21 protein-coding genes are annotated in these 24,165 nt (G+C 59.0%); 9 read left to right on the forward strand and 12 right to left on the reverse strand.

Features of this window, described 5'->3' with window-relative positions:
- The first annotated feature begins 89 nt into the window (after nt 1-89).
- Complete coding sequence (cobF, locus tag PSPTO_RS14010; RefSeq protein WP_005762606.1) at nt 90-875, forward strand: precorrin-6A synthase (deacetylating); 786 nt, start codon at nt 90-92, stop codon at nt 873-875.
- Here the strand turns inward: cobF and PSPTO_RS14015 are convergent.
- Together PSPTO_RS14015 and PSPTO_RS14020 are read right to left on the reverse strand one after the other, a co-directional pair.
- A complete protein-coding gene (locus tag PSPTO_RS14015) occupies nt 860-2,182 on the reverse strand; it encodes a glycosyltransferase (RefSeq protein WP_005762604.1) in 1,323 nt (440 codons plus the stop codon). The two genes, cobF and PSPTO_RS14015, sit on opposite strands and share 16 nt — an antisense overlap.
- Nucleotides 2,175-2,534, reverse strand: a complete 360-nt coding sequence (locus PSPTO_RS14020) for a response regulator (protein WP_005762602.1) — start codon at nt 2,532-2,534, stop codon at nt 2,175-2,177. The genes PSPTO_RS14015 and PSPTO_RS14020 overlap by 8 nt, the downstream gene beginning before the upstream one ends.
- A gap of 346 nt (nt 2,535-2,880) precedes the next feature.
- Between PSPTO_RS14020 and PSPTO_RS14025 the strand changes: the two genes are divergently transcribed.
- The 5 genes from PSPTO_RS14025 (at nt 2,881) to PSPTO_RS14045 (ending at nt 9,543) form a co-directional block, all read left to right on the forward strand.
- Nucleotides 2,881-6,393: a response regulator gene (locus PSPTO_RS14025; RefSeq protein WP_011104152.1), complete on the forward strand. Its 3,513-nt coding sequence runs from the start codon at nt 2,881-2,883 to the stop codon at nt 6,391-6,393.
- Nucleotides 6,394-6,466: 73 nt separating this feature from the next.
- A complete protein-coding gene (locus PSPTO_RS14030) occupies nt 6,467-7,288 on the forward strand; it encodes a CheR family methyltransferase (RefSeq protein WP_046463499.1) in 822 nt (273 codons plus the stop codon).
- On the forward strand, nt 7,285-7,899 hold the full coding sequence (locus tag PSPTO_RS14035) for a chemotaxis protein CheB (RefSeq protein WP_011104154.1): 615 nt from the start codon (nt 7,285-7,287) through the stop codon (nt 7,897-7,899). Before PSPTO_RS14030 ends, PSPTO_RS14035 begins: the two co-directional genes overlap by 4 nt.
- A complete protein-coding gene (locus tag PSPTO_RS14040) occupies nt 7,893-9,074 on the forward strand; it encodes a hybrid sensor histidine kinase/response regulator (RefSeq protein WP_011104155.1) in 1,182 nt (393 codons plus the stop codon). Before PSPTO_RS14035 ends, PSPTO_RS14040 begins: the two co-directional genes overlap by 7 nt.
- Before the next feature lie 91 nt (nt 9,075-9,165).
- Nucleotides 9,166-9,543: a response regulator gene (locus PSPTO_RS14045; RefSeq protein WP_003382842.1), complete on the forward strand. Its 378-nt coding sequence runs from the start codon at nt 9,166-9,168 to the stop codon at nt 9,541-9,543.
- Between the two features lie 27 nt (nt 9,544-9,570).
- Here PSPTO_RS14045 and PSPTO_RS14050 read toward each other — a convergent pair whose 3' ends face one another.
- Together PSPTO_RS14050 and PSPTO_RS14055 are read right to left on the reverse strand one after the other, a co-directional pair.
- A complete protein-coding gene (locus PSPTO_RS14050; protein WP_011104156.1) occupies nt 9,571-11,601 on the reverse strand; it encodes a response regulator in 2,031 nt (676 codons plus the stop codon).
- Nucleotides 11,598-13,082 carry an ATPase domain-containing protein gene (locus tag PSPTO_RS14055; protein WP_007244012.1) on the reverse strand — a complete coding sequence of 495 codons (1,485 nt, stop codon included), beginning with the start codon at nt 13,080-13,082 and terminating at the stop codon, nt 11,598-11,600. The genes PSPTO_RS14050 and PSPTO_RS14055 overlap by 4 nt, the downstream gene beginning before the upstream one ends.
- A gap of 220 nt (nt 13,083-13,302) precedes the next feature.
- Here PSPTO_RS14055 and PSPTO_RS14060 point away from each other — a divergent pair, with 220 nt between their 5' ends.
- Nucleotides 13,303-14,115: a crotonase/enoyl-CoA hydratase family protein gene (locus PSPTO_RS14060; RefSeq protein WP_011104157.1), complete on the forward strand. Its 813-nt coding sequence runs from the start codon at nt 13,303-13,305 to the stop codon at nt 14,113-14,115.
- 52 nt (nt 14,116-14,167) lie between these two features.
- Nucleotides 14,168-15,004 carry an NAD(+) diphosphatase gene (gene nudC / locus PSPTO_RS14065; RefSeq protein ID WP_005762586.1) on the forward strand — a complete coding sequence of 279 codons (837 nt, stop codon included), beginning with the start codon at nt 14,168-14,170 and terminating at the stop codon, nt 15,002-15,004.
- On the opposite strand, the gene PSPTO_RS14070 is transcribed toward nudC, so the two are convergent.
- From PSPTO_RS14070 to PSPTO_RS14095, 6 genes are all read right to left on the reverse strand, one after another.
- On the reverse strand, nt 14,972-15,751 hold the full coding sequence (locus PSPTO_RS14070) for a TSUP family transporter (protein ID WP_005737718.1): 780 nt from the start codon (nt 15,749-15,751) through the stop codon (nt 14,972-14,974). The genes nudC and PSPTO_RS14070 overlap by 33 nt on opposite strands.
- A 105-nt stretch (nt 15,752-15,856) precedes the next feature.
- A complete protein-coding gene (locus PSPTO_RS14075) occupies nt 15,857-17,005 on the reverse strand; it encodes a Gfo/Idh/MocA family protein (RefSeq protein ID WP_011104158.1) in 1,149 nt (382 codons plus the stop codon).
- 100 nt (nt 17,006-17,105) lie between these two features.
- Entirely contained in the window at nt 17,106-17,873 is a 768-nt protein-coding gene (locus PSPTO_RS14080; RefSeq protein WP_005762581.1) for an SDR family oxidoreductase, read from the reverse strand.
- A 27-nt stretch (nt 17,874-17,900) separates the two neighbouring features.
- Nucleotides 17,901-18,968 carry a phosphotransferase family protein gene (locus tag PSPTO_RS14085; protein ID WP_005762579.1) on the reverse strand — a complete coding sequence of 356 codons (1,068 nt, stop codon included), beginning with the start codon at nt 18,966-18,968 and terminating at the stop codon, nt 17,901-17,903.
- 202 nt (nt 18,969-19,170) lie between these two features.
- Nucleotides 19,171-19,488 carry an SCP2 sterol-binding domain-containing protein gene (locus PSPTO_RS14090; protein WP_003382829.1) on the reverse strand — a complete coding sequence of 106 codons (318 nt, stop codon included), beginning with the start codon at nt 19,486-19,488 and terminating at the stop codon, nt 19,171-19,173.
- A gap of 55 nt (nt 19,489-19,543) precedes the next feature.
- Nucleotides 19,544-20,254, reverse strand: coding sequence for a histidine phosphatase family protein (locus tag PSPTO_RS14095; RefSeq protein ID WP_005762577.1), 711 nt, complete (start codon nt 20,252-20,254; stop codon nt 19,544-19,546).
- 205 nt (nt 20,255-20,459) lie between these two features.
- Between PSPTO_RS14095 and sohB the strand changes: the two genes are divergently transcribed.
- Complete coding sequence (gene sohB, locus PSPTO_RS14100; RefSeq protein ID WP_005762574.1) at nt 20,460-21,482, forward strand: protease SohB; 1,023 nt, start codon at nt 20,460-20,462, stop codon at nt 21,480-21,482.
- Nucleotides 21,483-21,741: 259 nt separating this feature from the next.
- Here sohB and PSPTO_RS14110 read toward each other — a convergent pair whose 3' ends face one another.
- Nucleotides 21,742-22,236 (reverse strand): DUF934 domain-containing protein, encoded by a 495-nt coding sequence (locus PSPTO_RS14110; protein WP_005762572.1) that lies wholly within the window; start codon nt 22,234-22,236, stop codon nt 21,742-21,744.
- Nucleotides 22,220-23,878, reverse strand: a complete 1,659-nt coding sequence (locus tag PSPTO_RS14115) for a nitrite/sulfite reductase (protein WP_004396332.1) — start codon at nt 23,876-23,878, stop codon at nt 22,220-22,222. The genes PSPTO_RS14110 and PSPTO_RS14115 overlap by 17 nt, the downstream gene beginning before the upstream one ends.
- Between the last annotated feature and the right edge of the window lie 287 nt (nt 23,879-24,165).

Genomic DNA, 24,165 nt, shown 5'->3' on the forward strand with positions numbered 1-24,165 from the left:
GCCTGATTTTTTGTTTCGATGCCCGGTCGTTGGCAAAATCGCCTACGATCAGGCACCTGACATGACTGCCACAATGGAGTGGTTATCCAATGAAACAGATCCTCCTGATCGGCATGGGCGCCGGTGATCCGGAGCAGATTACCTTACAGGCCGTCACTGCCCTGAATCGCGCCGAGGTTATTTTCATCATCGACAAGGGCTATGTCGATGACGAGCTGCTGCGTCTGCGCAAGGCGCTCTGTCAGCGCTACATCACTCACGATCGCTATCGGCTGGTTCAGGTTCAGGACCCGGTTCGCGGGCATGCAGGCCGTGAAGGCGAATCCGGCGCCTACGCGCAAGGCGTCGAGGACTGGCATCACCAGCGCGCGGTATTGTTCGAGCGGCTGCTGACCGATGAGCTGGGTGATGATCAGGTCGGCGCGTTTCTGGTCTGGGGCGATCCGGCGCTGTATGACGGCACAATGCGCATTCTGGACCAGGTGTTGGCGCGCGGTGCGCAGGCCTTCACGTATCAGGTGATACCGGGCATTACCAGCGTGCAAAGCCTGGTGGCGCAGCACCGGATACCGCTCAATCGCATTGGCGAGTCGATTCTGATCACCACCGGTCGGCGTCTGGCGGCCGATCCGCCTGAAAGCCACCACAATGTGGTGGTGATGCTGGATGCGCACTGCACGTTCGAGCGTTACGTCGGGCAGGGGCTGGACATCTATTGGGGGGCGTACCTGGGCACTGCGGATGAACTACTGGTGGCGGGCCGACTCGATGAGGTCTGCGAGCAGATCAAGCAACTGCGTACCGAAGCACGCAGTCGCAAGGGCTGGATCATGGACACCTATCTGTTGCGTAAACCCGTTCAGGCGTCTGGCTGACTGAGCGGGTTGCGATTCTTGGCTTCGATCCACTGCGCCATGTACTTGGTGCTCTTATGGTGATGGTGCCGAAGCATGCTGCCGGTGAAGTTCGCCAGCCGGTGTTCGGGCAGTTCGTCGCGCAACGTCTGGATACGCGCCATCAGGCTCTCGCAGTGTTGCCGGTGCTGAAAGCGCGACTGCAGCAGCGCCTGGCCTGCGTGTTGCGCCTCCAGCCAGAGATTCTCGTCCTGATAAAGCCTGACCGCTGCTGCGGCGATCTGCTGCGGGTTGTCGGCAATCAGCCCGGGCCAGGCCAGATCTCCGCTCATGGCTTCCGCGCCAATCGGGGTGGTGACTGACGGGGTGCCGCACACCATGGCGTCCATCAACTTGCCCTTGATGCCCGCACCGAAGCGCAGGGGGGCGAGGCAGACCCGCGCACCGGCCATCACCTGCAAGGCATCCTCAGCCCGGTTTTTCACGTGAAAACCCTGCGCTGCGTTGTGCAAGGCCGTTGCCTTGGGTGGCGTGTAGGCCCCGTAAATGTGCAACTGCGCGGCCGGCAGTTGTTGCCTGATCAGCGGCCATATGGCGGTTTTCATCCACAGCACGGCGTCCCAGTTGGGCGCGTGACGGAAATTACCGATGCTGAGAAAGTGCGCGCGCTCGGCGAACGGCCGGAAGCTGTCGGGTACGCCGTCGATCATCAACGGGCACCAGTGCAGCAACGCGGCGGGCAAGCTGAACATGCCGGTCAGCAGGGCTATTTCAACGTCTGAGGTCATCAGGTTGAGGTCGCAGCGGTAGAGCGAGGCGACTTCGCGTTGCGCCAGGTCACTGGCGGCTATCTCGCGAAACAGTGCGCTTTGCGAGCAGCCGAAAACGCTCTGCAGATCATCCGGCGCGCTCTTGACCAACTGATGGCGGGCGTGACGCAGGCTCTGGAAGTCCGACGTTTCCAGAATGCGCAGAGCGTCAGGGCACTGCTGTTCGACGCGCCAGCCAAACTGCTCCTCAATCATGAACTGGTCGAAAAGCACCACGTGCGGCTGCAGCTCGCTCACGAATACGTCAAAGCTGCTGTCGTTGAGCGCAATACGGACTTCGTGGATGCCCAGGCTGATCAGGTCGGCCCGGTGCTCGCCTTCGGTGGCAGGGCTGGCAAAGGTGATGTGCCAGTCCTGTTCGAGAAAGCATTGAATCAGCTGCATCATGTGACCGCTGGCAGCCGACGAACCAGGCTCGGGCCAGACGTAGCCAATGATCAGCAAACGGGTTGTGGGGGCTTCACTGCGGTGCGCAGCGGCAGTATCGATATCAGACAAGGATGCTTTTTACCTTGTCGCGCAACTGGTCGATCGAGAACGGCTTGCCTATCGCGTACATGCCTGGCGGCACGTCGATGTTTTCGGAGTAGCCGCTGGCGAACAGTACCGGCAGTTCAGGGCGCAGCTCAATGACCTTTTTGGCCAGTGCAGTGCCTTTCATGTCCGGCAGCCCCTGATCTGTCATCAGCAGATCAATGTGATTAGCGTTGTCGGTAACGATGGCAAGGGCTGTGGTGGCGTCTTCGGCCTCCAGGACGGTGTATTCCAGCTCCTCGAGCACGTCGACAATCAGCATGCGCACAATGGCGTCGTCCTCGACCACGAGAATGGTGCGGGCGGTGTCCGGCATGATTGACTCCTTTTAAACCTGAAAAATGGTTGTAGCGCAAACAGAGTGGAATGCCATGCATCCTTTCTCGCCGACTCAGCATAACCGAGCCCGGCCTGTTCACTGTTGATATCGTCCCTGTATCAGTAAATAAAACCTGCATGGAAGTTCAATCAACCGACAAATGCCGAGAATCGTGGCGACGATTCACAGCCTGCCCAGCCATCACTGAGCCAGCACACAGAACGTGCCCGAGCTTATCGCCGATTTATGTGTGAAATTTCAATCCTCTATGTCAGAAATAAGAGTGTTTTTTGTAGGTTTACGGCAAACTCCGTGGTTTTGATCCACTTGTCAGGGATATTTCATGAATCGGACGCCTTCCGTCGATGAGCAGCGCTTTCGAAAATTGCTGGGGCGCAATGTCGGGTTGCCGCTGGGTGTCGGCGTACTGAGCGCAGTTTTTTTCATTCTGCTGATCAGTTATCTGCTTAACGCCATTCAGTGGGTTGAACATACGGACCGCGTGATCAACAACACCAACCGCTCGATGAAGCTGTCGATTGACATGGAAACCGGCATGCGCGGCTTCCTGCTCACAGGCGATCAGCATTTTCTCGATCCCTATGAAATCGCCAAGCCGTTGCTGGTTGCCGAACTCAACGGCCTCCAGGACCTGGTAAAGGACAACCCGACGCAACAGGACCGGTTCAGGCGCTTGTTCACCATGCAGCAGGAGTGGAACGTCTTTGCTCAGGACATGATCGACCTGCGGCGCAACAACGGCGACTTTCAGACGCCGGTGCTGGCCGGACGTGGCAAGCGCATTACCGATCAGATTCGCACCGAGTACGAACAGGCTGTCGAGATGGAGCAGCAACTTCGCCTGACCCGCAATGCCGAGGTCACGCGCAGCACGGTCATTTCCGTCACGCTGTACCTGATATTTGTGGTGATCGTCAGCGGCATTCTGGCGTACATAGGACGCAGGGATCTGCTGTCTCTTTCGGCCACCTACAGCGCAAATCTGAGGCAGCAGGAAGTCAATGCCGAGCGTCTGCAGAAAGTGGCATGGCTGCGCAACGGCCAGAGCGAGCTGGCCGAACAGGTGCTCGGGCAACTGACGCTGAACATGCTGGGCCGCAATATTCTGCAATTTCTGACGCAATACCTCGGCGCTTCGGTGGCGGCGATGTACATCCGTCAGGACCACGGCGGCTTGACGCGTGCGGCTTCCTACGGGTTTTCCCGCGAGCAGGAGCAACAGGATCAGACCATTCACAGCGATGAAGGCGTGGTGGGACAGGCCGCATCGCAGGACCGGATCATTACGCTGGACGAGCTGCCGGAGAATTATTTCAAGGTGGCTTCCGGGTTGGGCGAGGGTTCACCGCGCAGTGTGGTGGTGGTGCCTATCAGCAATGACGATCAGGTCAACGGCGTGGTTGAACTGGGTTTTCTGCGCCCTCTGACCGAGCAGGACGTCGAGTTTCTTGAACTGGTGTCGGATAACATCGGTACGTCCATCGAAGCGGCTCGCTATCGCCAGCGTCTGCAGGAAGTCCTGGCCGAGACTCAACAGCTCAACGAAGAGTTGCAGGTGCAGCAGGAAGAACTGCGCACGGCCAACGAAGAGCTGGAAGAGCAGTCGCGCATTCTCAAGGAGTCCCAGGCGCACCTGGAGACCCAGCAGGCCGAGCTGGAACAGACCAACGAGCAACTCGCCGAGCAAAGTCAGGCGCTGGCCGATCAGCGCGATGCGCTGGACCGCAACAATGAAGAGCTGAATATTGCCCAAGGCGAGTTGCAGGCCCGTGCCGACGAGTTGCAACGTGCCAGCAAGTACAAGTCCGAGTTCCTTGCCAACATGTCCCACGAGCTGCGCACGCCGCTCAACAGTTCGTTGATCCTTGCCAAGTTGCTGGCCGAGAACCCGAGCGAAAACCTCACCGCCGAGCAGGTCAAGTTTGCTGAATCGATCTATTCGGCGGGCAATGACCTGCTCAACCTGATCAACGACATTCTGGACATTTCCAAGGTCGAAGCCGGCAAACTTGAAGTGCGCCCGGAAAACAGCAGCGTGTCACGCTTGGTCGAGGGCTTGCGTGGCTTGTTCCAGCCGCTGGCCGCGGAGAAGAAGCTGGCGTTCACGGTCGACATCCAGGCCGGCGCGCCGACCATGCTGTTCACCGATCGCCAGCGTCTGGAGCAGATCCTCAAGAACCTGCTGTCCAACGCGATCAAATTCACCGAAGCGGGCGCGGTCAGCATGGTGGTTTCGCGCCAGCCGGGCGCTGGCATCGTGTTCAGTGTGCGCGATTCGGGCATCGGCATTGCCGAGGAGCATCAGCAAGGTATTTTCGAGGCGTTCCGTCAGGCGGATGGCACCACCAACCGGCGTTATGGCGGTACGGGGCTGGGCCTGTCGATTTCCCGCGATCTGGCCGCGCTGCTGGGCGGATCGATCAGTGTTACCAGTGCTCCGGGGCAGGGCAGTATCTTTACCCTGGTGCTGCCGGAGCAGTATGTCGAGCAGGACCCTCAGGCGCCGGGCAGCGAGCCTTTGGTCATGCACACGCCTGCCGTGTTGCAACTGTCGGTTCCCGCGGCGCCGGTCATCCAGCCGCCGCTGCCAGCGCCTGTCGAGACGCCTATCGCCGTATTTGCCGATGACCGTGACAAGGCGCCGTTCGAGCGGCGCTGCATTCTGGTGATCGAGGACGAAGTGCGGTTCGCCCAGATCCTCTTCGATCTGGCCCATGAACTGGGTTACGACTGTCTGGTGGCGCATGCCGCCGATGACGGTTTCAACCTGGCGTCGCGCTACACGCCGGACGCGATTCTACTGGACATGCGCCTGCCGGATCACTCGGGCCTGACCGTGCTGCAGCGCCTCAAGGAGCTCGCCCCCACGCGGCATATTCCGGTGCATGTGATTTCCGTCGAGGACCGTCAGGAAGCGGCATTGCACATGGGCGCCATCGGCTATGCGGTCAAGCCGACAACCCGCGAAGAGCTCAAGGATGTATTTGCCAAGCTGGAGGCCAAGCTGACCCAGAAGGTCAAGCGCATCCTGCTGGTCGAAGACGACGACCTGCAACGTGACAGTATTGCGCGGCTGATCGGCGACGATGACATCGAAATCACCGCCGTAGGTTTCGCGCAACAGGCGCTGGACCTGCTGCGCGACCACATTTATGACTGCATGATCATCGACCTGAAACTGCCGGACATGCTCGGCAACGAGCTGCTCAAGCGCATGTCCACCGAAGATATCTGCGCCTTTCCACCGGTAATCGTTTATACCGGGCGCAACATGACCCGCGATGAAGAAGCCGAGCTGATGAAATATTCGCGCTCTATCATCATCAAGGGCGCGCGCTCCCCGGAACGCCTGCTCGACGAGGTCACGCTGTTCCTGCATAAGGTCGAGTCGCAGCTGTCCAGCGAGCGGCAGAAAATGCTCAAGACCGCGCGCAGCCGCGACAAGGTCTTCGAGGCGCGCAAGATTCTGGTGGTCGATGACGACGTGCGCAACATCTTTGCCCTGACCAGCGCGCTGGAGCACAAGGGCGCCGTGGTGGAAATCGCCCGTAATGGCCTGGAGGCGATTGCCAAACTCAATGAAGTCGAGGACATCGATCTGGTGCTGATGGACGTGATGATGCCCGAAATGGACGGCTACGAAGCCACCATCGAGATTCGCAAGGACCCACGCTGGCGCAAGCTGCCGATCATCGCCGTGACCGCCAAGGCCATGAAGGACGATCAGGAGCGCTGCCTGCAGGCCGGTTCCAACGACTACCTGGCCAAGCCTATCGATCTGGACAGGCTGTTTTCGCTGATTCGCGTCTGGCTGCCGAAAATGGAGCGCATTTGAATGGGCGTAAAACGCAGGCGTGTTTTCGATGCTGCTTTCGAGAATGCTTCCGATGACAGTAACGGACGTCACCATGCACCTTGACCGTAGTGTCGAGATCGAGCTGCGTCTGTTGATCGAGGCGATCTATCTTCAGTACAGCTACGACTTTCGCGATTACTCCGGGGCATCGATCAAGCGCCGGGTCATTCATGCGTTGCGTCAGTTCGACTGCGCGACCATCTCGGCCCTGCAGGAACGGGTGCTGCACGACCCAGCGGCGTTCATGCAGTTGCTGCAGATTCTCACCATTCCGGTGAGCGAGATGTTTCGCGACCCGTCGCACTTTCTGGCGATCCGCAAGGAAGTCGTGCCGGTACTGCGCACCTACCCCTCGATCAAGGTCTGGATTGCCGGGTGCAGCACCGGGGAAGAGGTGTACTCCACCGCCATTCTGTTGCGCGAAGAGGGGTTGCTGGAACGCACCATCATTTACGCGACCGACATCAACCCCAGCTCGCTGGCCAAGGCCAAGCAGGGCATTTTTTCCATGGACAACCTGCGGGCCTACACCGAGAACTACCGCCACTCGGGTGGCCAGCGCAATTTTGCCGATTACTACACCTCGGCCTACGATTACGCGATTTTCGACAAGACCCTGTGCGAGAACGTCACCTTCGCCGATCACAGCCTGGCAACAGATAGTGTATTCTCCGAAACGCAATTTGTTTCATGTCGTAACGTATTGATTTACTTCAATAAAAAATTACAGGACCGGGCTTTCGGGCTGTTCCATGACTCGCTGTGTCATCGCGGTTTTCTGGCGTTGGGCAGCAAGGAAACCGTGGATTTCTCTGCCTACGGCGATGCCTTCGAGACATTGGTAAAGCCCGAGCGGATTTACCGAAAGCGATGAGAACTACGTTTGGCGATGCCCCGTCTTCTCATGACCTGCCTGTGGTCGATGCCATCGTTGTCGGTGCCTCGGCAGGCGGTGTAGAGGCTCTGCTGAAGATATTCAGTTATTTGGGACCGGATTTCGGTCTGCCGATCCTGACGGTGTTGCACGTGCCGGAAGATCGCCGCAGCCAGTTGGCCCATGTGTTTCAGAATCGTCTGGCGATCCCGGTCAAGGAAGCCGATGACAAGGAGGATATTGTGCCGGGCACCCTGTATTTCGCGCCGCCGGGTTATCACGTGTCGGTGGAGTCTGATTTTTCTCTGTCATTGAGCCAGGAGGATCGGGTGTTTTATTCAAGGCCCAGCATCGACATTCTGTTCGGCTCGGCCGCCGATGCCTATGGCCCGCGACTGGCTGGCATATTATTGACCGGCGCCAATAATGACGGCGCTCGAGGGCTGATGCAGATCAAGAAGTATGGTGGTTTCACGGTGATTCAGGACCCCTCGCAGGCGCAGGTGTCGACCATGCCCGAAGCTGGCCTGGCGCTGCATGCGCCGGATTACCTTCTTTCCCTGAACGATATTGGCCGTTTGCTGGTCGAGCTGGAACGAACCGCATGTTAAGTGAAATTCAGGCAAAACTGCTTATCGTTGACGATCTGCCGGAAAACCTGCTGGCGCTCGAAGCGCTGATCAAGCGTGCCGATCGCATCGTCTACAAGGCGCTGTCGGCGGACGAGGCGCTGTCGCTGCTGTTGCAGCACGAATTTGCCCTGGCCATCCTTGACGTACAAATGCCCGGCATGAACGGCTTTGAACTGGCCGAGATGATGCGCAGTACCGAAAAGACCAAGAGCATCCCGATTGTGTTCGTCAGCGCCGCCGGTCGCGAACTCAATTACGCCTTCAAAGGCTATGAAAGCGGCGCAGTGGACTTCTTGCACAAGCCCCTGGACATTCATGCGGTCAAGAGCAAGGTCAACGTGTTCGTTGATCTGTATCGGCAGCGCAAGGCGATGAAAATACAGGTCGAGGAGCTGGAACGCAGCCGCCAGGAGCAGGAGGTGTTGCTCAAACGCCTGCAATCGACTCAGGGCGAGCTGGAGCACGCGATTCGCATGCGTGACGACTTCATGTCCATCGTCTCCCATGAGGTGCGCACGCCCCTCAATGGCCTGATTCTGGAAACCCAGCTACGCAAGCTGCACCTGGCCAAGGACAACGAATCGGCGTTTACCATGGAAAAACTGCGCGCCATGGTCGATCGCGACGAGCGGCAGATTCAGAGCCTTATCCGCCTGATCGAAGACATGCTTGATGTATCCAGGATCCGCACCGGCAAGTTGTCGATCAGGCCCAGCCCGTTCGATTTGAGCGAGTTGGTCAGTCAGTTGCTGGAAAGCTTCGCCGCGCAGATCGCCGCCGCCAACTCCACCATCAGACAGTTTGCCGACGGGCCGGTGATTGGCGTCTGGGACGAGTTTCGCATCGAGCAGGTGGTCGCCAACCTGCTGACCAACGCGCTGCGCTATGGCGCGCGCAAGCCGATCGAAGTGCATGTGTACAGCAAGGAAGCCGAGGCTTTCATCGAGGTCAGGGATCAGGGCATCGGTATTACCGCTGAAAACCAGAAGCGCATCTTTCAACAGTTCGAGCGGGTCACGAGCAATCATGCGGTCGCCGGGCTGGGCCTGGGGCTGTTTATTTCCGAGCAGATCGTCATGGCGCATGGCGGCCGTATCGAGGTGGAAAGTGAAGAGGGCCAGGGCTCGGTGTTCCGGATTTGCCTGCCTTTGTGACGAGCGATCAAGTTAAATCACAGGCCGGCGCAACCTCCCATGCAAGCCGTGGTCGTAATGGCAGCTATCTACACGATCGAAGGCAGTTCCAATGAGCGCTGATGCAGAAAACGTCGTACTAATCGTCGAAGACGAACCCCTGATCCTGATGTTGCTGGCCGATTATCTGTCTGGTGAGGGCTATCGCGTTCTGCAGGCCGAGAATGGCGAGCAGGCTTTTGAGATTCTGGCAACCAAGCCCCACCTTGATTTGATGATCACCGATTACCGATTGCCCGGTGGTATCTCGGGTGTGCAGATTGCCGAGCCCGCGGTCATGCTACGGCCTGAACTGAAGGTGATTTTCATCAGCGGCTATCCGGCGGAAATTCTCGATTCAGGCAGCCCCATTGCGCTGAAAGCGCCGATCCTCGCCAAACCCTTCACCATGGAAACGCTGCAGTCGCAGATTCAGCGCTTGCTGGCCTGACCAGCAGCCTGAGCCCTTGAGCGGTGCTCAGGCTTCGATCATTTGCCGCACTTTCGAGGTCAGGTGGTCGAAGGCGAAGGGTTTGGTGATCAGTTCCATGCCCGTGTCCAGAAAGCCTGCGCGCACGGCGGCGTGTTCTGCATAGCCGGTAATGAACAGCACCTTGAGTGCGGGGCGCAGTTGCCGGGCGATTTCTGCCAGTTGCCGGCCGTTCATGCCCGGTAGCCCGACATCGCTGATCAGCAGGTCGATACGCTGAGCGGATTCCAGTATCGGCACTGCATCTGTCGCCTGGCTGGCCTCGATAAACGCATACCCCAGCTCGCTGAGCACTTCACTGACCAGCGCCCGAACAGCAGGGTCGTCTTCGACGATCAGCACCGTTTCGCCGTTCTCGGCATACAGTGCACTGCTCTGCAAGGTTGGCTCGGCTTCTTCCTTGAGCCCCTGAAAGCGTGGCAGAAACAGCTGCACGGTAGTGCCCAGACCGACTTCGCTCTTGATCGAAACGTGACCATGCGACTGCTTGCTGAAGCCATAGATCATCGATAGGCCCAGGCCGGTGCCCTGACCAATGGGCTTGGTGGTAAAGAACGGATCGAAGGCCCGACTGATGACCGTCTCTGGCATGCCGCAGCCATTGTCACTGACGCTCAGCACCACGTAGTCACCCGGCAGCAGGTTTTCGTGGGCGTTGGTGAAGGATGTGTCCAGTTGCTGATTGGAGGTCTCGACCACCAGCGTGCCGCCGTCAGGCATGGCATCGCGGGCGTTGAGCACCAGGTTGAGCAGGGCGTTTTCCAGCTGGTTGGGGTCGGCTTCAGCGGTCCACAGATCACCGGCAAGACGCAGCTGCAAGTGAATGCTCTCGTTGACGCTGCGCTGGAGAAGTTCGTCCATCGCGTCGACCAGGTGGTTTATTTCGACCGGCTTGGAGTCCAGCGACTGGCGCCGTGAAAAAGCCAGCAGGCGATGAGTCAGGGCTGCGGCACGGTTCGCCGATGTCACACCGAGGTCGACCAGGCTGTTCAGGTCTTCGGTATGGCCTCGTGATACCCGCCTTCGTATCAATTCCAGGCTGCCGATGATGCCGGTCAGCATATTGTTGAAGTCATGGGCAATCCCGCCGGTCAACTGGCCGACGGCTTCCATTTTCTGCGACTGGCGGAGAATCTCTTCCTTTTGCCGCAATTGAGAGGTGCGCTCTTCGACCTGATGTTCCAGCGTTTCGTTGAGGCGTCGTAATTGCGATTCAGCCTGCTTGCGCTCGGTGATGTCCGAGGTCACGCCTGCCAGGGAACTGACCATGCCGTTCTTGCCGCGGATGGCACGAGCGCGCACATCGACCCAACTGAGCGAGCCATCAGGCCAGACGTTGCGGTATTCGATGATGAAATCGACGCCGGTATCCAGGCTGCGCTGGAGCGCAGACTGCATTCGCGGCTGGTCTTCAGAATAAACGGCGGCAAGCCAGTCGCGATAATCAAAACTGTCCCCATCGTCGCGACCGTAGTGAGCTTTGGTGATGGTCGAGGAAGTCAGCCGCAGATGTTCTGCTTCGAGCACCCATGACCCCAGCCTGCCGGCTTTCAGCGCGTTTTGCAGGCGTCCCTCGCTTTCGTGCAGGTCTTCCATGCGTGCGCGGGCTTCGTACTGGCGCCGTCTGCCACGTACCGCTGTGGTCACCAGGCTGACCAGCGTCACCGGATGAAAAGGGCGCTCCAGAAAGGTCACGTTGCCCAGCATGTTGCCCAGCCGCGCAGACGGGTTGTGATCAGGGCCGCCGTGATGGGTCAGCAAGACAATCGGCAGGTCGGACCAGGCGGGCTGCTGGCCGAGCAGCGCCAGCAACGGGCTGATATCGCCGTTGCGCAGCGCTTCGTCGGCAATAATCGCCAAACCGGCCCCGGCGGTCAGCTCTTTGACCAGCTCGAACAGGTCAGCCGCCGCCGTCGCCGGGTAGCCGGCTTCGTTCAAAATGCGCAGGGCAATCTGACTGTCGCGGCCTCTGGGGGCCAGAATGATCGCGCGTTCCGACAGTAATCCGTTAGCGCTCACTGGTCGTCGTCCGCCAACAAGGGTTTCATGTCACCAAGGTACGAAGGAACACCGCGCAAAACGCCCTGGAACGCTTCGAGCGGCTCACCTATTTTCAGTCCGCTGGAATTGATGCGGTACTCGCGGATGGTGGATTCGTGAGTGCCGGTACGCTTCTTGATGATCGAAATGGCACGGCGCACCTGGCCCAGTGCCTCAAAGTAGCGCAACAGAATCACACTGTCGGCAAGGTAAGTGATATCGACCGGCGAGCGCATGTCGCCCACCAGCCCATGCTGCGCGACGGTCATGAAGGTAGCAGCCCCCTGACGGTTGAGGTACAGCAACAGTTCGTGCATGTGCAGCACCAGTGCGCTCTCCTCGGGCATTGCTGCCTGATAACCGTTGATACTGTCGATGATCACGGTCTTTATCTGCTTGCGGTCCACTGCGCTTCGTACCCGGTGCGCGAACTCGCCGGGAGACAGTTCTGCTGCGTCGATCTGCTCGACGACCAGATTGCCGGTTTCTTGCAGCGCGCGCAGGTCAATCCCGAGTTTGAGCATGCGCTCGAACAGCAGTCCCATCTCTTCATCGAATATGAACAACCCGACGCGTTCGCCACGGGCCACTGCCTGCACGGCGAAGACCAGCGAGATGAGCGACTTGCCAGTACCGGCGGGGCCGAGAATCAGGGTGCTGGAGCCGCTTTCAATGCCGCCACCCAACAGGTTGTCCAGTTCTCGAATGCCACTGCTCAACTGGGCGCGTGAATAATTCGAGCGGTGCTCGGCGGCCACCAGGCGCGGGAATACATGGATGCCGTCCTCGGCAATCGTGAAGTCGTGAAAACCACCACGGTACTTCTGGCCACGGTATTTGACGATTTTCAAACGCCTGCGCTCGGCACCGTAAGTGGGCGTCAGTGCCTCAAGGCGAATGACGCCGTGGGCAACACTGTGCACGGTTTTATCGAGCGCTTCGGTGGTCAGGTCGTCCAGCAGCAATACAGTCGCGTTATAACGCGTAAAGTAATGTTTGATCGCCAGAATCTGCCGCCTGTAGCGCAACGAGCTTTGCGCCAGCAGGCGGATTTCCGAAAGACTGTCGATCACCACCCTTGACGGTTTGATGCGTTCGACCACTTCAAATATCTGCCGTGTGGCTTCGCCCAGCTCCAGGTCCGACGAGTAGAGCAGGCTCTGGTGGTGCTCCGCATCGAGCAGGCTTTCAGGCGGCGTCAGCTCGTATATATGGATCTGCGGGTCAAGCTCCCATCCGTGCGACGCAGCCCCGGCGCGCAGTTCGCGCTCGGTCTCGGACAAGGTGATATACAACGAGATTTCTCCCGCCGCTGCACCGGCCTGCAAAAATTGCAAAGCTACGGTTGTCTTACCGGTTCCGGGCTCTCCCTCAAGGAGGAAAACATGACTGCGTGAAAGACCACCCGACAGGATGTCATCCAGACCTTCAATCCCGGTTTCCGCTTTTGACGTATTCAAGTATCACCCTCTAGTAACCATTATCGGTTTTGATATCACTACACCACTGGACCGCTCGATATTCTGACCGTTCACCCTATTTAAGGGTAGCTGGGCCGCTGAACATATTCGTACTGGGGGGCGAGGGCACAGTAAATGGCACTTCAGTCCGGTTACGACAGGCAGCCGACTATTGTTATAGTCCGGCGTCTGAACATAAAAAAAGCCTGAGGAAAACGTCGTGTCCGATTATCAGAGTTTCCGGTTCGAGCTGGCTGACAGTATTGCTCACGTACAGATAAACCGGCCTGAAAAGCTCAATGCCATGAATGACGCGTTCTGGACCGAAATCATCGAGATATTCGACTGGATCGAGCGCAACGATGAAGTGCGCGTGGTGGTGCTCAGCGGCGCGGGCAAGCATTTTTCCTCGGGTATCGATCTGGCCTTGCTGGCGTCGGTCGCCAGCCAGATGGGCAAGGATCCCGGACGCAACGCGCGGCTGTTGAGGCGCAAGATTCGTGACATGCAGGCGTCGTTCACTGCCGTGGACACGTGCCGCAAGCCGGTACTCGCCGCCATTCAGGGTTATTGCCTGGGCGGTGCCATCGACCTGATCTCGGCCTGCGACATGCGTTATGCCGCCGCTGATGCGCAGTTTGCCATTCGCGAGATCGACATGGGCATGGCTGCCGATGTAGGGACATTGCAACGGTTGCCGAGGATCATCGGCGACGGTGTGCTGCGTGAACTGGCGTACACCGGGCGCACCGTCGGTGCCGAGGAAGCGCAGCGCATTGGCCTGGTCAATCGCACCTTCGATGACACCGAAGGTCTCTTGCAGGGCGTATTTGCGGTGGCGCGGGAGATAGCCGAAAAATCCCCGCTGGCCATCGAAGGCACCAAGCAAATGATCAGCTATATGCGTGACCACAGGGTCGAAGACGGCCTTGAACACGTTGCCATCTGGAACGCAGCCATGCTGCAATCACCTGACCTGAAACTGGCAATGGTTGCGCAGATGAGCAAGCACAAGCCGGTCTTTGATAATTGAAGCTCGACACTATTACGTCCGAGTATTTGAGTGTTGGCAAAGGAGTTTTTTCATGACACGCCCGCAGCGCTGGACAACTGCAGTTCTGGATGTCGAGGCCGACGGTGGTCTGGCCGTGGTTCAGGGGGATCAGGGTTTCTTGCTGGACAGTAACGGGGCACTGTTTCCCCGAAGCTGGTTGCGGGCGCTGGATCTGCCGGTGCAGAGCGAGCACGGTATCGGTTACTTCGACGGTGAGCCGGTCTACCTGCTGGTTCTGCAACACTCGGTGGTTGTCGAGGGGTGTGCCTGGCAGGGTTTGCGTCAGTTCATGCTGGAAGGTGACTTTGCGGTCTTCCAGATGCTCGGTTACGCCGCGCAAGTCGCTACCTGGGCCAGGGAACACCGCTTTTGCGGGGCGTGCGGGCGGGCAACGGTGCAGATTGCGGGCGAGCGGGCGATGTACTGCGAGCACGATAATCTGCGTCTGTACCCGCGTATTTCGCCGAGCATGATTGTGCTGGTCACCCGGGGCGATGAAGTACTGCTTGCCCGTTCACCGCGTTTTGTCAGCGGGATGTACAGCGCGCTGGCCGGGTTTGTAGAGCCGGGCGAGTCTGCCGAAGACTGCGTGCATCGCGAGGTGATGGAAGAGGTTCAGGTGCGCATCAAGAACCTGAAGTACATGGGCAGCCAGTGTTGGCCGTTTCCGCATTCGATGATGCTCGGTTTTCATGCGCAATATGCAGGCGGCGACATCGTACCCCAGGTCGACGAAATCGAAGACGCGCGCTGGTTCCATATCGATGACCTGCCGCCATTACCGGCCAATAGGTCTATTGCTCGTTACCTGATCGAAGCGTATCTGGCCGAGCGCTCAGGCGCCCCCGAACCAGTGCTGCCAGGCTAGGCGCACGGTCAGCCCGAGCACCACGGTGATGAACACCGGGCGGATGAACTTTGCACCGCCCTTGATTGCCGTGCCTGCGCCAAAGTAGGCACCCAGCATTACCGCAAGGCCCATGGTCAGGCCGATGATGTAGTCCACCTGACCGGAAAAGATGAACACCGAAAGCGCCACGATATTGCTGACGAAGTTCATGCTTCGCGCAACGCCGCTGGCCTTGACCAGATCCACCGGGTACATCAGCAGGGTGCTGACCGTCCAGAAAGCGCCGGTGCCTGGCCCGGCGACGCCATCGTAGAAACCCAGGCCCAGCCCTTGCGGCAGTTGCCATTTCTTCTTGATGGGCGCGTCGCTGTCCAGCGGTGCCTTGGGCGTGCCACCGAACAGCAGGTACAGCCCGCAACCGAACACAATCACCGGGAGCATCTGGTTCAGCCATTCGGCGGGCAGGTAATGGGCGATGATCGCGCCCAGTGCCGCACCCACGGCTGTACCGACGATCGCGTGTAGCCACTGCCGGGGGTGAAACAGCTTGCGGCGGTAGAAGGTGAAGCTGGCGGTCGCCGAGCCGAAGGTCGAGCTGAGCTTGTTGGTGCCCAGCACCAGATGCGGCGGCAGGCCGGCGGTCATCAATGCAGGGGTGGTGAGCAGTCCGCCGCCACCGGCAATGGCGTCGATAAAGCCCGCCACAAAGGCGACGACAGCCAGAATGGCGAGGGTGGTCAGGTCTACGCTAAGTTCAAAAGGCATGAGGCGAGAGGCTTATGGCAGAAAGCGGCAAGGGGCAGAATGGCTGCCCGAACGTGGCGCATTCTACCCCTTGGCTCACTGTTGCAGGAAGCCTGTTACAGCACCTCAGATATCGTCGAGCGCGACCCAGCGCTGTTCGTGCGCGGCGAGGCGAATGGCGGTGGCCAGACGCTCGATCTGCCAGGCCTCTTCAAAATCCGGGCCTCGGCTGCCCTGGCCGCAGACCGCGAGAATCAGCGCCTGCACCTCCAGTGCCTTGAGTTCGTTATAACCCAATTGATGCCCCGGAGCGGGGCAGAACGCTGCGTAACCGGGTTGCGCAGGCCCCGCCAACAGGCGCTGAAAACCATCGCGCCCCGGCGCGCCGGGGCGATAGATACGCAACTCGTTCAAACGCTCCTGATCGTACGTCAGCGTGCCCTGGGTGCCGCTGATTTCAAAGCTCAGGTGATTTTTATAGCCGTGCTTGAGCCAACTGCTGCTGAAGGTTCCGCGCGCGCCGCTGGCAAAGCGCAGCAGCGCGTGGGTCTGGTCATCCACGGCAATGGCGCGCATCTCGTTGCTGCCCGGGCTGGCAGGCCGCTGGCTATGCACGGTGTTGGCGTCGGCGCAGACGGCTTCGATGTCGCCCAGCAGGTAACGGGCCATTGCCAGCAGGTGGCTGCCCAGGTCGGCCAGTGCGCCGCCCGCATGGGCCGCTTCACAACGCCATGACCAGGGCGACGTGGCGCTGCCCATGAAGTCCTCGCTGAATTCGCCCTGAAAACTGACGATATCGCCCAGTTCACCAGCTTCGATCATTTCTCTGGCCAGGCCGATCATCGGGTTGTGCTGGTAGTTGTAGCCCACCTGGGTCACCACGCCTGCGGCCTTGGCGCTGCGCTGCATTTCATCCGCCTGGGCCAGGCTGACTGCCAGCGGCTTTTCGCAGTACACCGCTTTGCCAGCCGCGATGGCTGCCATGGCCATGGGAAAGTGCAGGTGGTTGGGCGTGGTGATCGCGACGATCTGCACCCGTGGGTCCTCGACCAGTTGCTGCCAGTCGGCGTGGCTGCGATCAAAGCCCCAGGCCTGGGCACACTGCTCGGCCCTTGCGCTGTCGGCATCCGCCAGAGCGGCCAGATGAATACGTGCCGGCAGCTCAAGGGCGGCATTGGCACTGCCGAATGCCAGCGCATGGGCGCGCCCCATAAAGCCTGTACCGATCAGCCCGATGCCCAGTTGCGGTCGCGATGTAGAAGGGGATTGCTGCATGACACTCTCCAGAGAGGATTGTTGTTATGCAGAAAATATATTCCAATTATTTAGTAATGGAAAATTAATTCACTCTCCAGGCTGATTCGCCGTGGGTTGATCAGGACAGAAAACCGCCGTCCACATTCAGCGCCACGCCGGTGGTGTAGCTGGACGCTTCGCTTGCAAGGTACAGAACCGCACCGGCCATTTCGCTGGGCGCTGCGACGCGTTTCAGCGGAATCTGCGACAGGGCCATATTGAGAATCGCGTCGTTCTTGACCAGCGCCGATGCAAATTTGGTGTCTGTCAGGCCCGGCAGCAGAGCGTTGCAACGAATACCGAACTCGGCGCATTCCTTGGCGAACACCTTGGTCATGTTGACCACCGCAGCCTTGGTCATCGAATAGACACCTTGATAGGCACCCGGCGATACCGCGTTGATCGACGCAACATTGATGATGCTGCCACCGCCGCCTTCGCGCATCAGCTTGCCAGCCTCCACAGACATGAAGAAGTAACCGCGAATGTTCACGTCAATGGTTTTTTGAAACGCGCTGAGGTCGGTGTCCAGTACATTGCAGAACTGCGGATTGGTCGCGGCGTTGTTGACCAGGATATCCAGCCGGCCAAACTGCTGGCGTATCTGCGCAAAAACACGGGTGATCTGCTCCATCTCGCCAATATGGCAGGCTATCGCTGTGGCCTGACCGCCCTCGGCAATGATGGCATCAGCCACGGCCTGGCAGCCTTCGAGTTTACGGCTCGACACAATAACCTGCGCACCTTGCTGGGCCAGCAGCCGGGCAATCGCTTCGCCAATACCTCGGCTGGCACCTGAAACAAAAGCAACCTTGCCATCAAGGTCGAAAAGCTGGGTTCTGGACATGTGGTTTCCCTGTCTTGGCGGTGGCGGTCAAAGGCTGGATTTGGCGATCACGCCCAGGCTCATTTGCTCCAGCAGCCGGTTCATGTCAATGAACCGGGCGAAACGCTTGTCCTGAGTCTGGCCGTGGAAAAAACGGTAATAGATCTGCTGCACGATACCGGCCAGGCGAAACAGGCCGTAGGTGTAGTAAAAATCGAAATTGTCGATACGAATGCCCGAACGTTCAGCGTAGTAGTCGACGAACGCCTGGCGCGTCAGCATGCCGGGCGCATTACTCGGCTGGCGACGTGTCATCTGTACTGCCAGCGGATCATCCGCCTGCACCCAGTAGGCGAGGGTATTGCCCAGATCCATCAGCGGATCGCCCAATGTGGTCAGTTCCCAGTCCAGAACGCCGATGATGCGCATGGGGTCCGCCGGGTCGAGGATCACGTTGTCGAAGCGATAGTCGTTATGCACGATGCTTGAGGCAGGCGAATCGGCAGGCATTTTGTCCACCAGCCAGGCCTTTACCTGCTGCCATGCCGGCGCGTCCGGGGTCATGGCTTTTTCGTAGCGTTCCGACCAGCCGGCAATCTGCCGTTGCACGTAACCGTGCGGTTTGCCCAGATCACCCAGGCCGCAGGCCTGATAGTCGACCTGGTGCAAGTCCACCAGCTTGTCGATGAAGCTCTTGCACAGGCTTTCGGTGTGCTGCGCGTCCAGTGCCAGCTCGGGCGGCAGGTCAGAGCGCAGAATGATGCCCTTGAGGCGCTGCATCACGTAAAACTCTGAACCGATCAGCGACTCGTCGGTGCAGTGCAGATAGGCCTCGGGGCAATAGGGAAAGGCATCCCTGAGCTGATTGAGGATGCGGTACTCACGCCCCATGTCGTGTGCCGAACGGGCCTTTTGCCCGAAGGGCGGGCGACGCAACACCAGCTCTCTGTTCGCATACTGGATCAGATACGTCAGGTTGGATGCGCCGCCCGGAAACTGACTGATCGTCGGCGTCCCATGAAGCTGCGCAATGTGCGCTTTGAGGTACGGATCTATCACGGCAACGTCCAGCTCTTCGCCAGCGCGAATGTCGGTGGACTGGTCAGTCAGTGCCATATCTATCCCTTTTGCTTATTATGGTCCGCGCTAATCATTGACTAATCTAATGATCGACGAACTCATGATCAACCTTCCATGAGCCTTATAGGCCAGCGTGTTGCCGAGCGATCAATCGGTTTGATCGCTGCGCAGACGAAAAAAAACCGAAGCCAGCGGGGCTTCGGTTTTTCTTTTTTGCAGTATTCAGCGCGCTCTACGGTTATACCGGGAACAGTTCACTGAGTTTCATGGCCAGCATCATGTCGCCCTCGGCGCGCAGTTTGCCGCCCATGAAGGCTTGCATACCGTCGGTTTCACCGCTGACGATACCTTTGAGCGTTTCGCTGTCCATGACCAGGGTCACGTTGGCGTCAGGGTTTTCACCTTCCTGCAGCTCGCAGGTGCTGTCCTTGACGATCAGGGCGTAGTGCTTGTCTTCATCGGTGATGTTGAAACCGAAGATCAGGTCCAGACCGGCAGCAGCGGCTGGGTTGAATTTTGCTTTCATGCTCTGGACGGCTTCGGCGACTGAGGTCATGTCTTGATCCTTTCAGGGTGAGTGATGGCGTGCGCGTGGACACTATTGTCCGGGTTCAGCGATAAGTGACGAGTTCCGGCATCTTCTGCAGTTGCAAGTGCGTGTAATTGTTGAAAGACGCCAGGGCAACGTCGTTGCCTTTGAATTTAAGCTGATGCAGCGAAGTGTTGACGATGTGCCAGTGCAGGTCGAGCGCCTTCGCTGCGGGTATTTGCATGATCAGATGCAGCAAGGCCGTGATCGTGCCGCCGGAGGTGAACACGGCGATACGCTCATGCGGGCCGGCTGCGTGAAGAATCCGGTCGAGACCTGCCTTGACCCGCGCCACGAACCCCAGCCAGCTTTGCAGCCCCGGCGTGTCGTGGTTGCCTGACAGCCAGCGCTCGGTAATGAGGCTGAACAGGCGTTGAAATCCGGCGGGGTTGGTGGTGGCGTTGCGCAGAATATCCAGCGCTTCGGGTTCGTCCTGAAGCATGGCCGGGATCAGCGCCTTGATGACGGCTTCAGCGTCGAATTCGTCAAAAGCACTGTCGATTTCCAGAGGCGGGGTAGCGATGCCGGCTTCGGCGTACTGGGCCAGCGTGTGCTGCGCGGTGTCCTGCTGACGACGCAGTTCACCGGAAACGCAACGATCGAAGCTCAGGCCCAGCCCGGCCAGGTGCGCCCCCAGCACCCGTGACTGCCGAATGCCGACGGGCGACAGCACGTCGTAATCGTCTGCACCAAATGAGGCCTGGCCATGTCGTATCAGGTAGATGCTGCCCACGTCCGTCTCGTCTCGGTACGTTGAAGGTCGAGCGAGGTTATGAGGGATGCCGGGGAGCTGTCAATGAAAAAACATACGCTCGTTTGAAATCATCGTTTTAATGGTTTGTAACGGCTCGGCCGCTGGTGCGCTGCACAGGGCGTCGGTATGCTGCATTCATCGCAGCCCTTGATCGGTAAGGGCGTAACGCAAGTGAGGAATATTCGTGGATTTTGTTGTCGATTACGCAAGTTTTCTGGCCAAAACCGTCACGCTGGTGATCGCCATCGTTGTGGTGCTGGTTGCAATTGCGGCCGTGCGTGGCAAGGGGCGTCGCAAATCAGCCGGGCAATTGCAGGTCACCCGGCTCAATGACTTCTATAAAGGACTGCGCGAGCGACTGGAACAATCGCTGCTCGACAAGGACCGCCTCAAGGCTTTGCGCAAGGAGCAGGGCAAGGCACTGAAAAAAGACAAGAAGCTCGCCGAGCCCAAGGCGCGTGTCTACGTGCTGGATTTCGACGGTGACATCAAGGCGTCGGCGACCGAAAGCATGCGTCACGAGATCACGGCGCTGCTGACGCTGGCCACTGACAAGGACGAAGTGGTCCTGCGTCTGGAGAGCGGTGGCGGCATGGTGCATAGCTACGGACTGGCGTCCTCGCAACTGGCGCGCATTCGTCAGGCGGGCATTCCGTTGACTGTGTGCATCGACAAGGTCGCGGCCAGCGGCGGTTACATGATGGCCTGCATCGGCAACAAGATCATCAGCGCGCCGTTCGCCATTCTCGGCTCTATCGGCGTCGTGGCGCAGTTGCCCAACGTCAATCGCCTGCTGAAGAAACACGACATCGATTTTGAAGTGCTGACCGCCGGCGAGTACAAACGCACCCTGACCGTATTTGGCGAAAACACTGAAAAGGGCCGCGAGAAATTCCAGCAGGACCTGGACATCACTCACGACCTGTTCAAGAACTTCGTCGCCAGCTACCGTCCGCAACTGTCCATCGACGAAGTTGCTACCGGCGAAGTGTGGCTGGGCATGGCGGCAGTCGACAAACTGCTGGTAGATGAACTGAAAACCAGCGACGAATACCTGGCCGAACGTGCCAGACAGGCCGACGTGTTTCACCTGCACTACGTGCAACGCAAGAGCTTGCAAGAGCGCATGGGCATGGCGGCTGCGAACTCGGCGGATCAACTGGCTACCAAGTGGTGGGGGCGTTTGACCCAGCAGCGATTCTGGTAGGCATTGTTCAGGTGTGACGACTCGTGCCAATGCTCCGGGGCGAGCAATAACCTCAACTGTCGTGCGGTGCTCTGCGTCGCACATCAAGATCGGACGCAGAGCGTCCAGAACTGCGTTCCCACGCTGGAGCGTGCGGAACGATAATCTCAACTGTCGTGCGGCGCTCTGCGTCGCACATCAAGATCGGACGCAGAGCGTCCAGAACTTCGTTCCCACTGAGTGTGGGAACGATAGTCAACGCTGATTTAAGCCAGCGCAATCAGCGCCGGCGGAACAGCGGCAGCGGCTCGTCGGTTGCTGCCTGATACGTTACCGAAAAGTCCTTGAGGCCTTCCAGTGCGTCATACGGGTCTTTGTCTGCACGCACAGCGAAGGCATCGAAGCCGCAGCGGCGCATGTAGAACAACTGGTCGCGCAGCACATCGCCAATGGCGCGTAATTCACCCTTGAAGCCATAGCGATCACGCAACAGGCGCGCATTGGAGAAACTGCGGCCGTCGGTAAATGCCGGGAAATTCAGGGCAATGACCTGAAACTGATCGACATCCTCACCAATCTCTTCAGCTTCTTCATCGCTGTCCAGCCATACCCCCAGCCCGCCATCACGCGCCTTGAGTGCATGCGCGTGCTCGCGCCACAGTGCCAGCGGGACGATCAGGTCGTCACAGTTGGACAGGCTGTCCAAGGTCGTATCCTTCGGCAGCAGGTGCCAGGTCTCATCGATGACTTCGTTGTTCTTAATGATTCGCTGCATAGACACGCTCCTTGAAAGGGTCAATGCCAATCCGCTGGTAAGTGTCGATGAAGCGTTCGTCTTCGTTGCGTTTCTCAACGTATACGTCGATCAGCTTTTCGATCACGTCAGGCATCGCATCCTGGGCAAAGGACGGGCCGAGGATCTTGCCCAGGCTCGCGTCACGGCTGGCACTGCCGCCGAGTGAAACCTGGTAGAACTCTTCGCCTTTCTTGTCCACGCCCAGTACGCCGATGTGGCCCACATGGTGGTGGCCGCAAGCGTTCATGCAGCCGGAAATGTTCAGGTCCAGCTCGCCGATATCGAACAGGTAGTCCAGGTCGTCGAAACGGCGCTGGATCGATTCGGCGATCGGAATCGACTTGGCGTTGGCCAGCGAGCAGAAATCACCGCCAGGGCAGCAGATGATGTCAGTCAGCAAGCCGATGTTCGGTGTGGCAAAGCCATTGTCACGCAACTCGTTCCACAGCGTGAACAGCTCGGCCTGCTCGACGTCGGCAAGAATGATGTTCTGTTCGTGCGAGGTGCGCAGTTGACCGAAGCTGAAACGGTCAGCCAGGTCGGCGATGGTGTCCAGTTGCTTGTCTGTCACGTCGCCCGGCGCAACGCCGGTCGGCTTGAGCGACAGGGTCACGGCAATGTAACCCGGCTTCTTGTGCGCCAGCACATTGCGTTGACGCCAGCGCGCAAAGCCCGGGTGCTGAGCTTCCAGCGCCGCCAGCTCGGCGTGCTGGTCGTCGAGGGCCTTGTACTGCGGGTCGACAAAGTGCCGCGAAACGCGCTGCACTTCGGCTTCGGTCAGGGTGGTCTGGCCGCCGCGCAGGTGAGCCATTTCGGCATCGACCTTGGCCGCGAAGACCTCAGGGGTCAGCGCCTTGACCAGAATCTTGATGCGCGCCTTGTACTTGTTGTCGCGACGACCATAGCGGTTATAAACCCGCAGAATGGCGTCCAGGTAGCTCAACAGGTCCTGCCACGGCAAAAACTCGTTGATGAAGGCGCCAACCACTGGCGTGCGGCCCAGACCGCCGCCGACCAGCACCCGGAAGCCCAGCTCGCCAGCTTCGTTGCGCAGTGGCTCAAGGCCTATGTCATGCACTTCGATGGCGGCACGGTCGCTGGTCGAACCATTGATGGCAATCTTGAACTTGCGCGGCAGGTAGGCGAATTCCGGGTGGAAGGTGGTCCACTGACGGACGATCTCGCACCACGGGCGCGGGTCTACCAGCTCGTCTGCGGCCACGCCGGCAAACTGGTCGGTGGTCACGTTGCGCAGGCAGTTGCCGCTGGTCTGGATGGCGTGCATCTGCACGGTCGCAAGCTCGGCCAGGATATCGGGCACGTCTTCCAGCGCAGGCCAGTTGAACTGCACGTTCTGACGGGTGCTGATGTGCGCGTAGCCCTTGTCGTAGTCGCGGGCAATCTTCGCCATCATGCGCGCCTGACGCGAAGTCAGTTGGCCGTAGGGCACCGCCACCCGCAACATCGGCGCAAAGCGCTGAACATAGAGCCCGTTTTGCAGGCGCAACGGTCGAAACTCTTCTTCGCTCAGTTCCCCGGCCAGGTAACGGCGGGTCTGATCCCGGAACTGCTTGACGCGGTCCTCGATGATCTTCTGATCGTAATCGTCGTATACGTACATATAGGTCCTGTTCTCAGGCTTCGTCATGAAGCAGGGCGGCTGCGTCAGTACGGGCGTATGGCCCGTCGCTTGCTGCTAGCTGCTTCATCTGGTCAATTCTGCGCGCACGGCCGCGCACTCCCTCGGGAGCGGAGGCGACGATAGCAGTTTGCAGATATCGATAAAAGTGATGTTTATATATATGCAAATCACTAAAAGCGATAAGCAATTTGCCTTTCAATCATATCCCCACTGCCGGTGTGGGCAAGACTCGACTTAACTGAGCGGTACCGCAGCCAAAAGCGCGG

Origin of the sequence: Pseudomonas syringae pv. tomato str. DC3000, from assembly GCF_000007805.1 — a bacterium.
GTDB lineage: Bacteria > Pseudomonadota > Gammaproteobacteria > Pseudomonadales > Pseudomonadaceae > Aquipseudomonas > Aquipseudomonas avellanae.

Excerpts from the sequence above, each read along its gene's own strand:
- cobF (WP_005762606.1), top strand. The coding sequence starts at position 90 with ATGAAACAGATCCTCCTGATCGGCATGGGCGCCGGTGATCCGGAGCAG.
- PSPTO_RS14020 (WP_005762602.1), bottom strand. The coding sequence starts at position 2,534 with ATGCCGGACACCGCCCGCACCATTCTCGTGGTCGAGGACGACGCCATT.
- PSPTO_RS14025 (WP_011104152.1), top strand. The coding sequence starts at position 2,881 with ATGAATCGGACGCCTTCCGTCGATGAGCAGCGCTTTCGAAAATTGCTG.
- PSPTO_RS14030 (WP_046463499.1), top strand. The coding sequence starts at position 6,467 with ATGCACCTTGACCGTAGTGTCGAGATCGAGCTGCGTCTGTTGATCGAG.
- PSPTO_RS14035 (WP_011104154.1), top strand. The coding sequence starts at position 7,285 with ATGAGAACTACGTTTGGCGATGCCCCGTCTTCTCATGACCTGCCTGTG.
- PSPTO_RS14040 (WP_011104155.1), top strand. The coding sequence starts at position 7,893 with ATGTTAAGTGAAATTCAGGCAAAACTGCTTATCGTTGACGATCTGCCG.
- PSPTO_RS14045 (WP_003382842.1), top strand. The coding sequence starts at position 9,166 with ATGAGCGCTGATGCAGAAAACGTCGTACTAATCGTCGAAGACGAACCC.
- nudC (WP_005762586.1), top strand. The coding sequence starts at position 14,168 with ATGACACGCCCGCAGCGCTGGACAACTGCAGTTCTGGATGTCGAGGCC.
- PSPTO_RS14070 (WP_005737718.1), bottom strand. The coding sequence starts at position 15,751 with ATGCCTTTTGAACTTAGCGTAGACCTGACCACCCTCGCCATTCTGGCT.
- PSPTO_RS14075 (WP_011104158.1), bottom strand. The coding sequence starts at position 17,005 with ATGCAGCAATCCCCTTCTACATCGCGACCGCAACTGGGCATCGGGCTG.
- PSPTO_RS14080 (WP_005762581.1), bottom strand. The coding sequence starts at position 17,873 with ATGTCCAGAACCCAGCTTTTCGACCTTGATGGCAAGGTTGCTTTTGTT.
- PSPTO_RS14085 (WP_005762579.1), bottom strand. The coding sequence starts at position 18,968 with ATGGCACTGACTGACCAGTCCACCGACATTCGCGCTGGCGAAGAGCTG.
- PSPTO_RS14090 (WP_003382829.1), bottom strand. The coding sequence starts at position 19,488 with ATGACCTCAGTCGCCGAAGCCGTCCAGAGCATGAAAGCAAAATTCAAC.
- PSPTO_RS14110 (WP_005762572.1), bottom strand. The coding sequence starts at position 22,236 with ATGCAGCGAATCATTAAGAACAACGAAGTCATCGATGAGACCTGGCAC.
- PSPTO_RS14115 (WP_004396332.1), bottom strand. The coding sequence starts at position 23,878 with ATGTACGTATACGACGATTACGATCAGAAGATCATCGAGGACCGCGTC.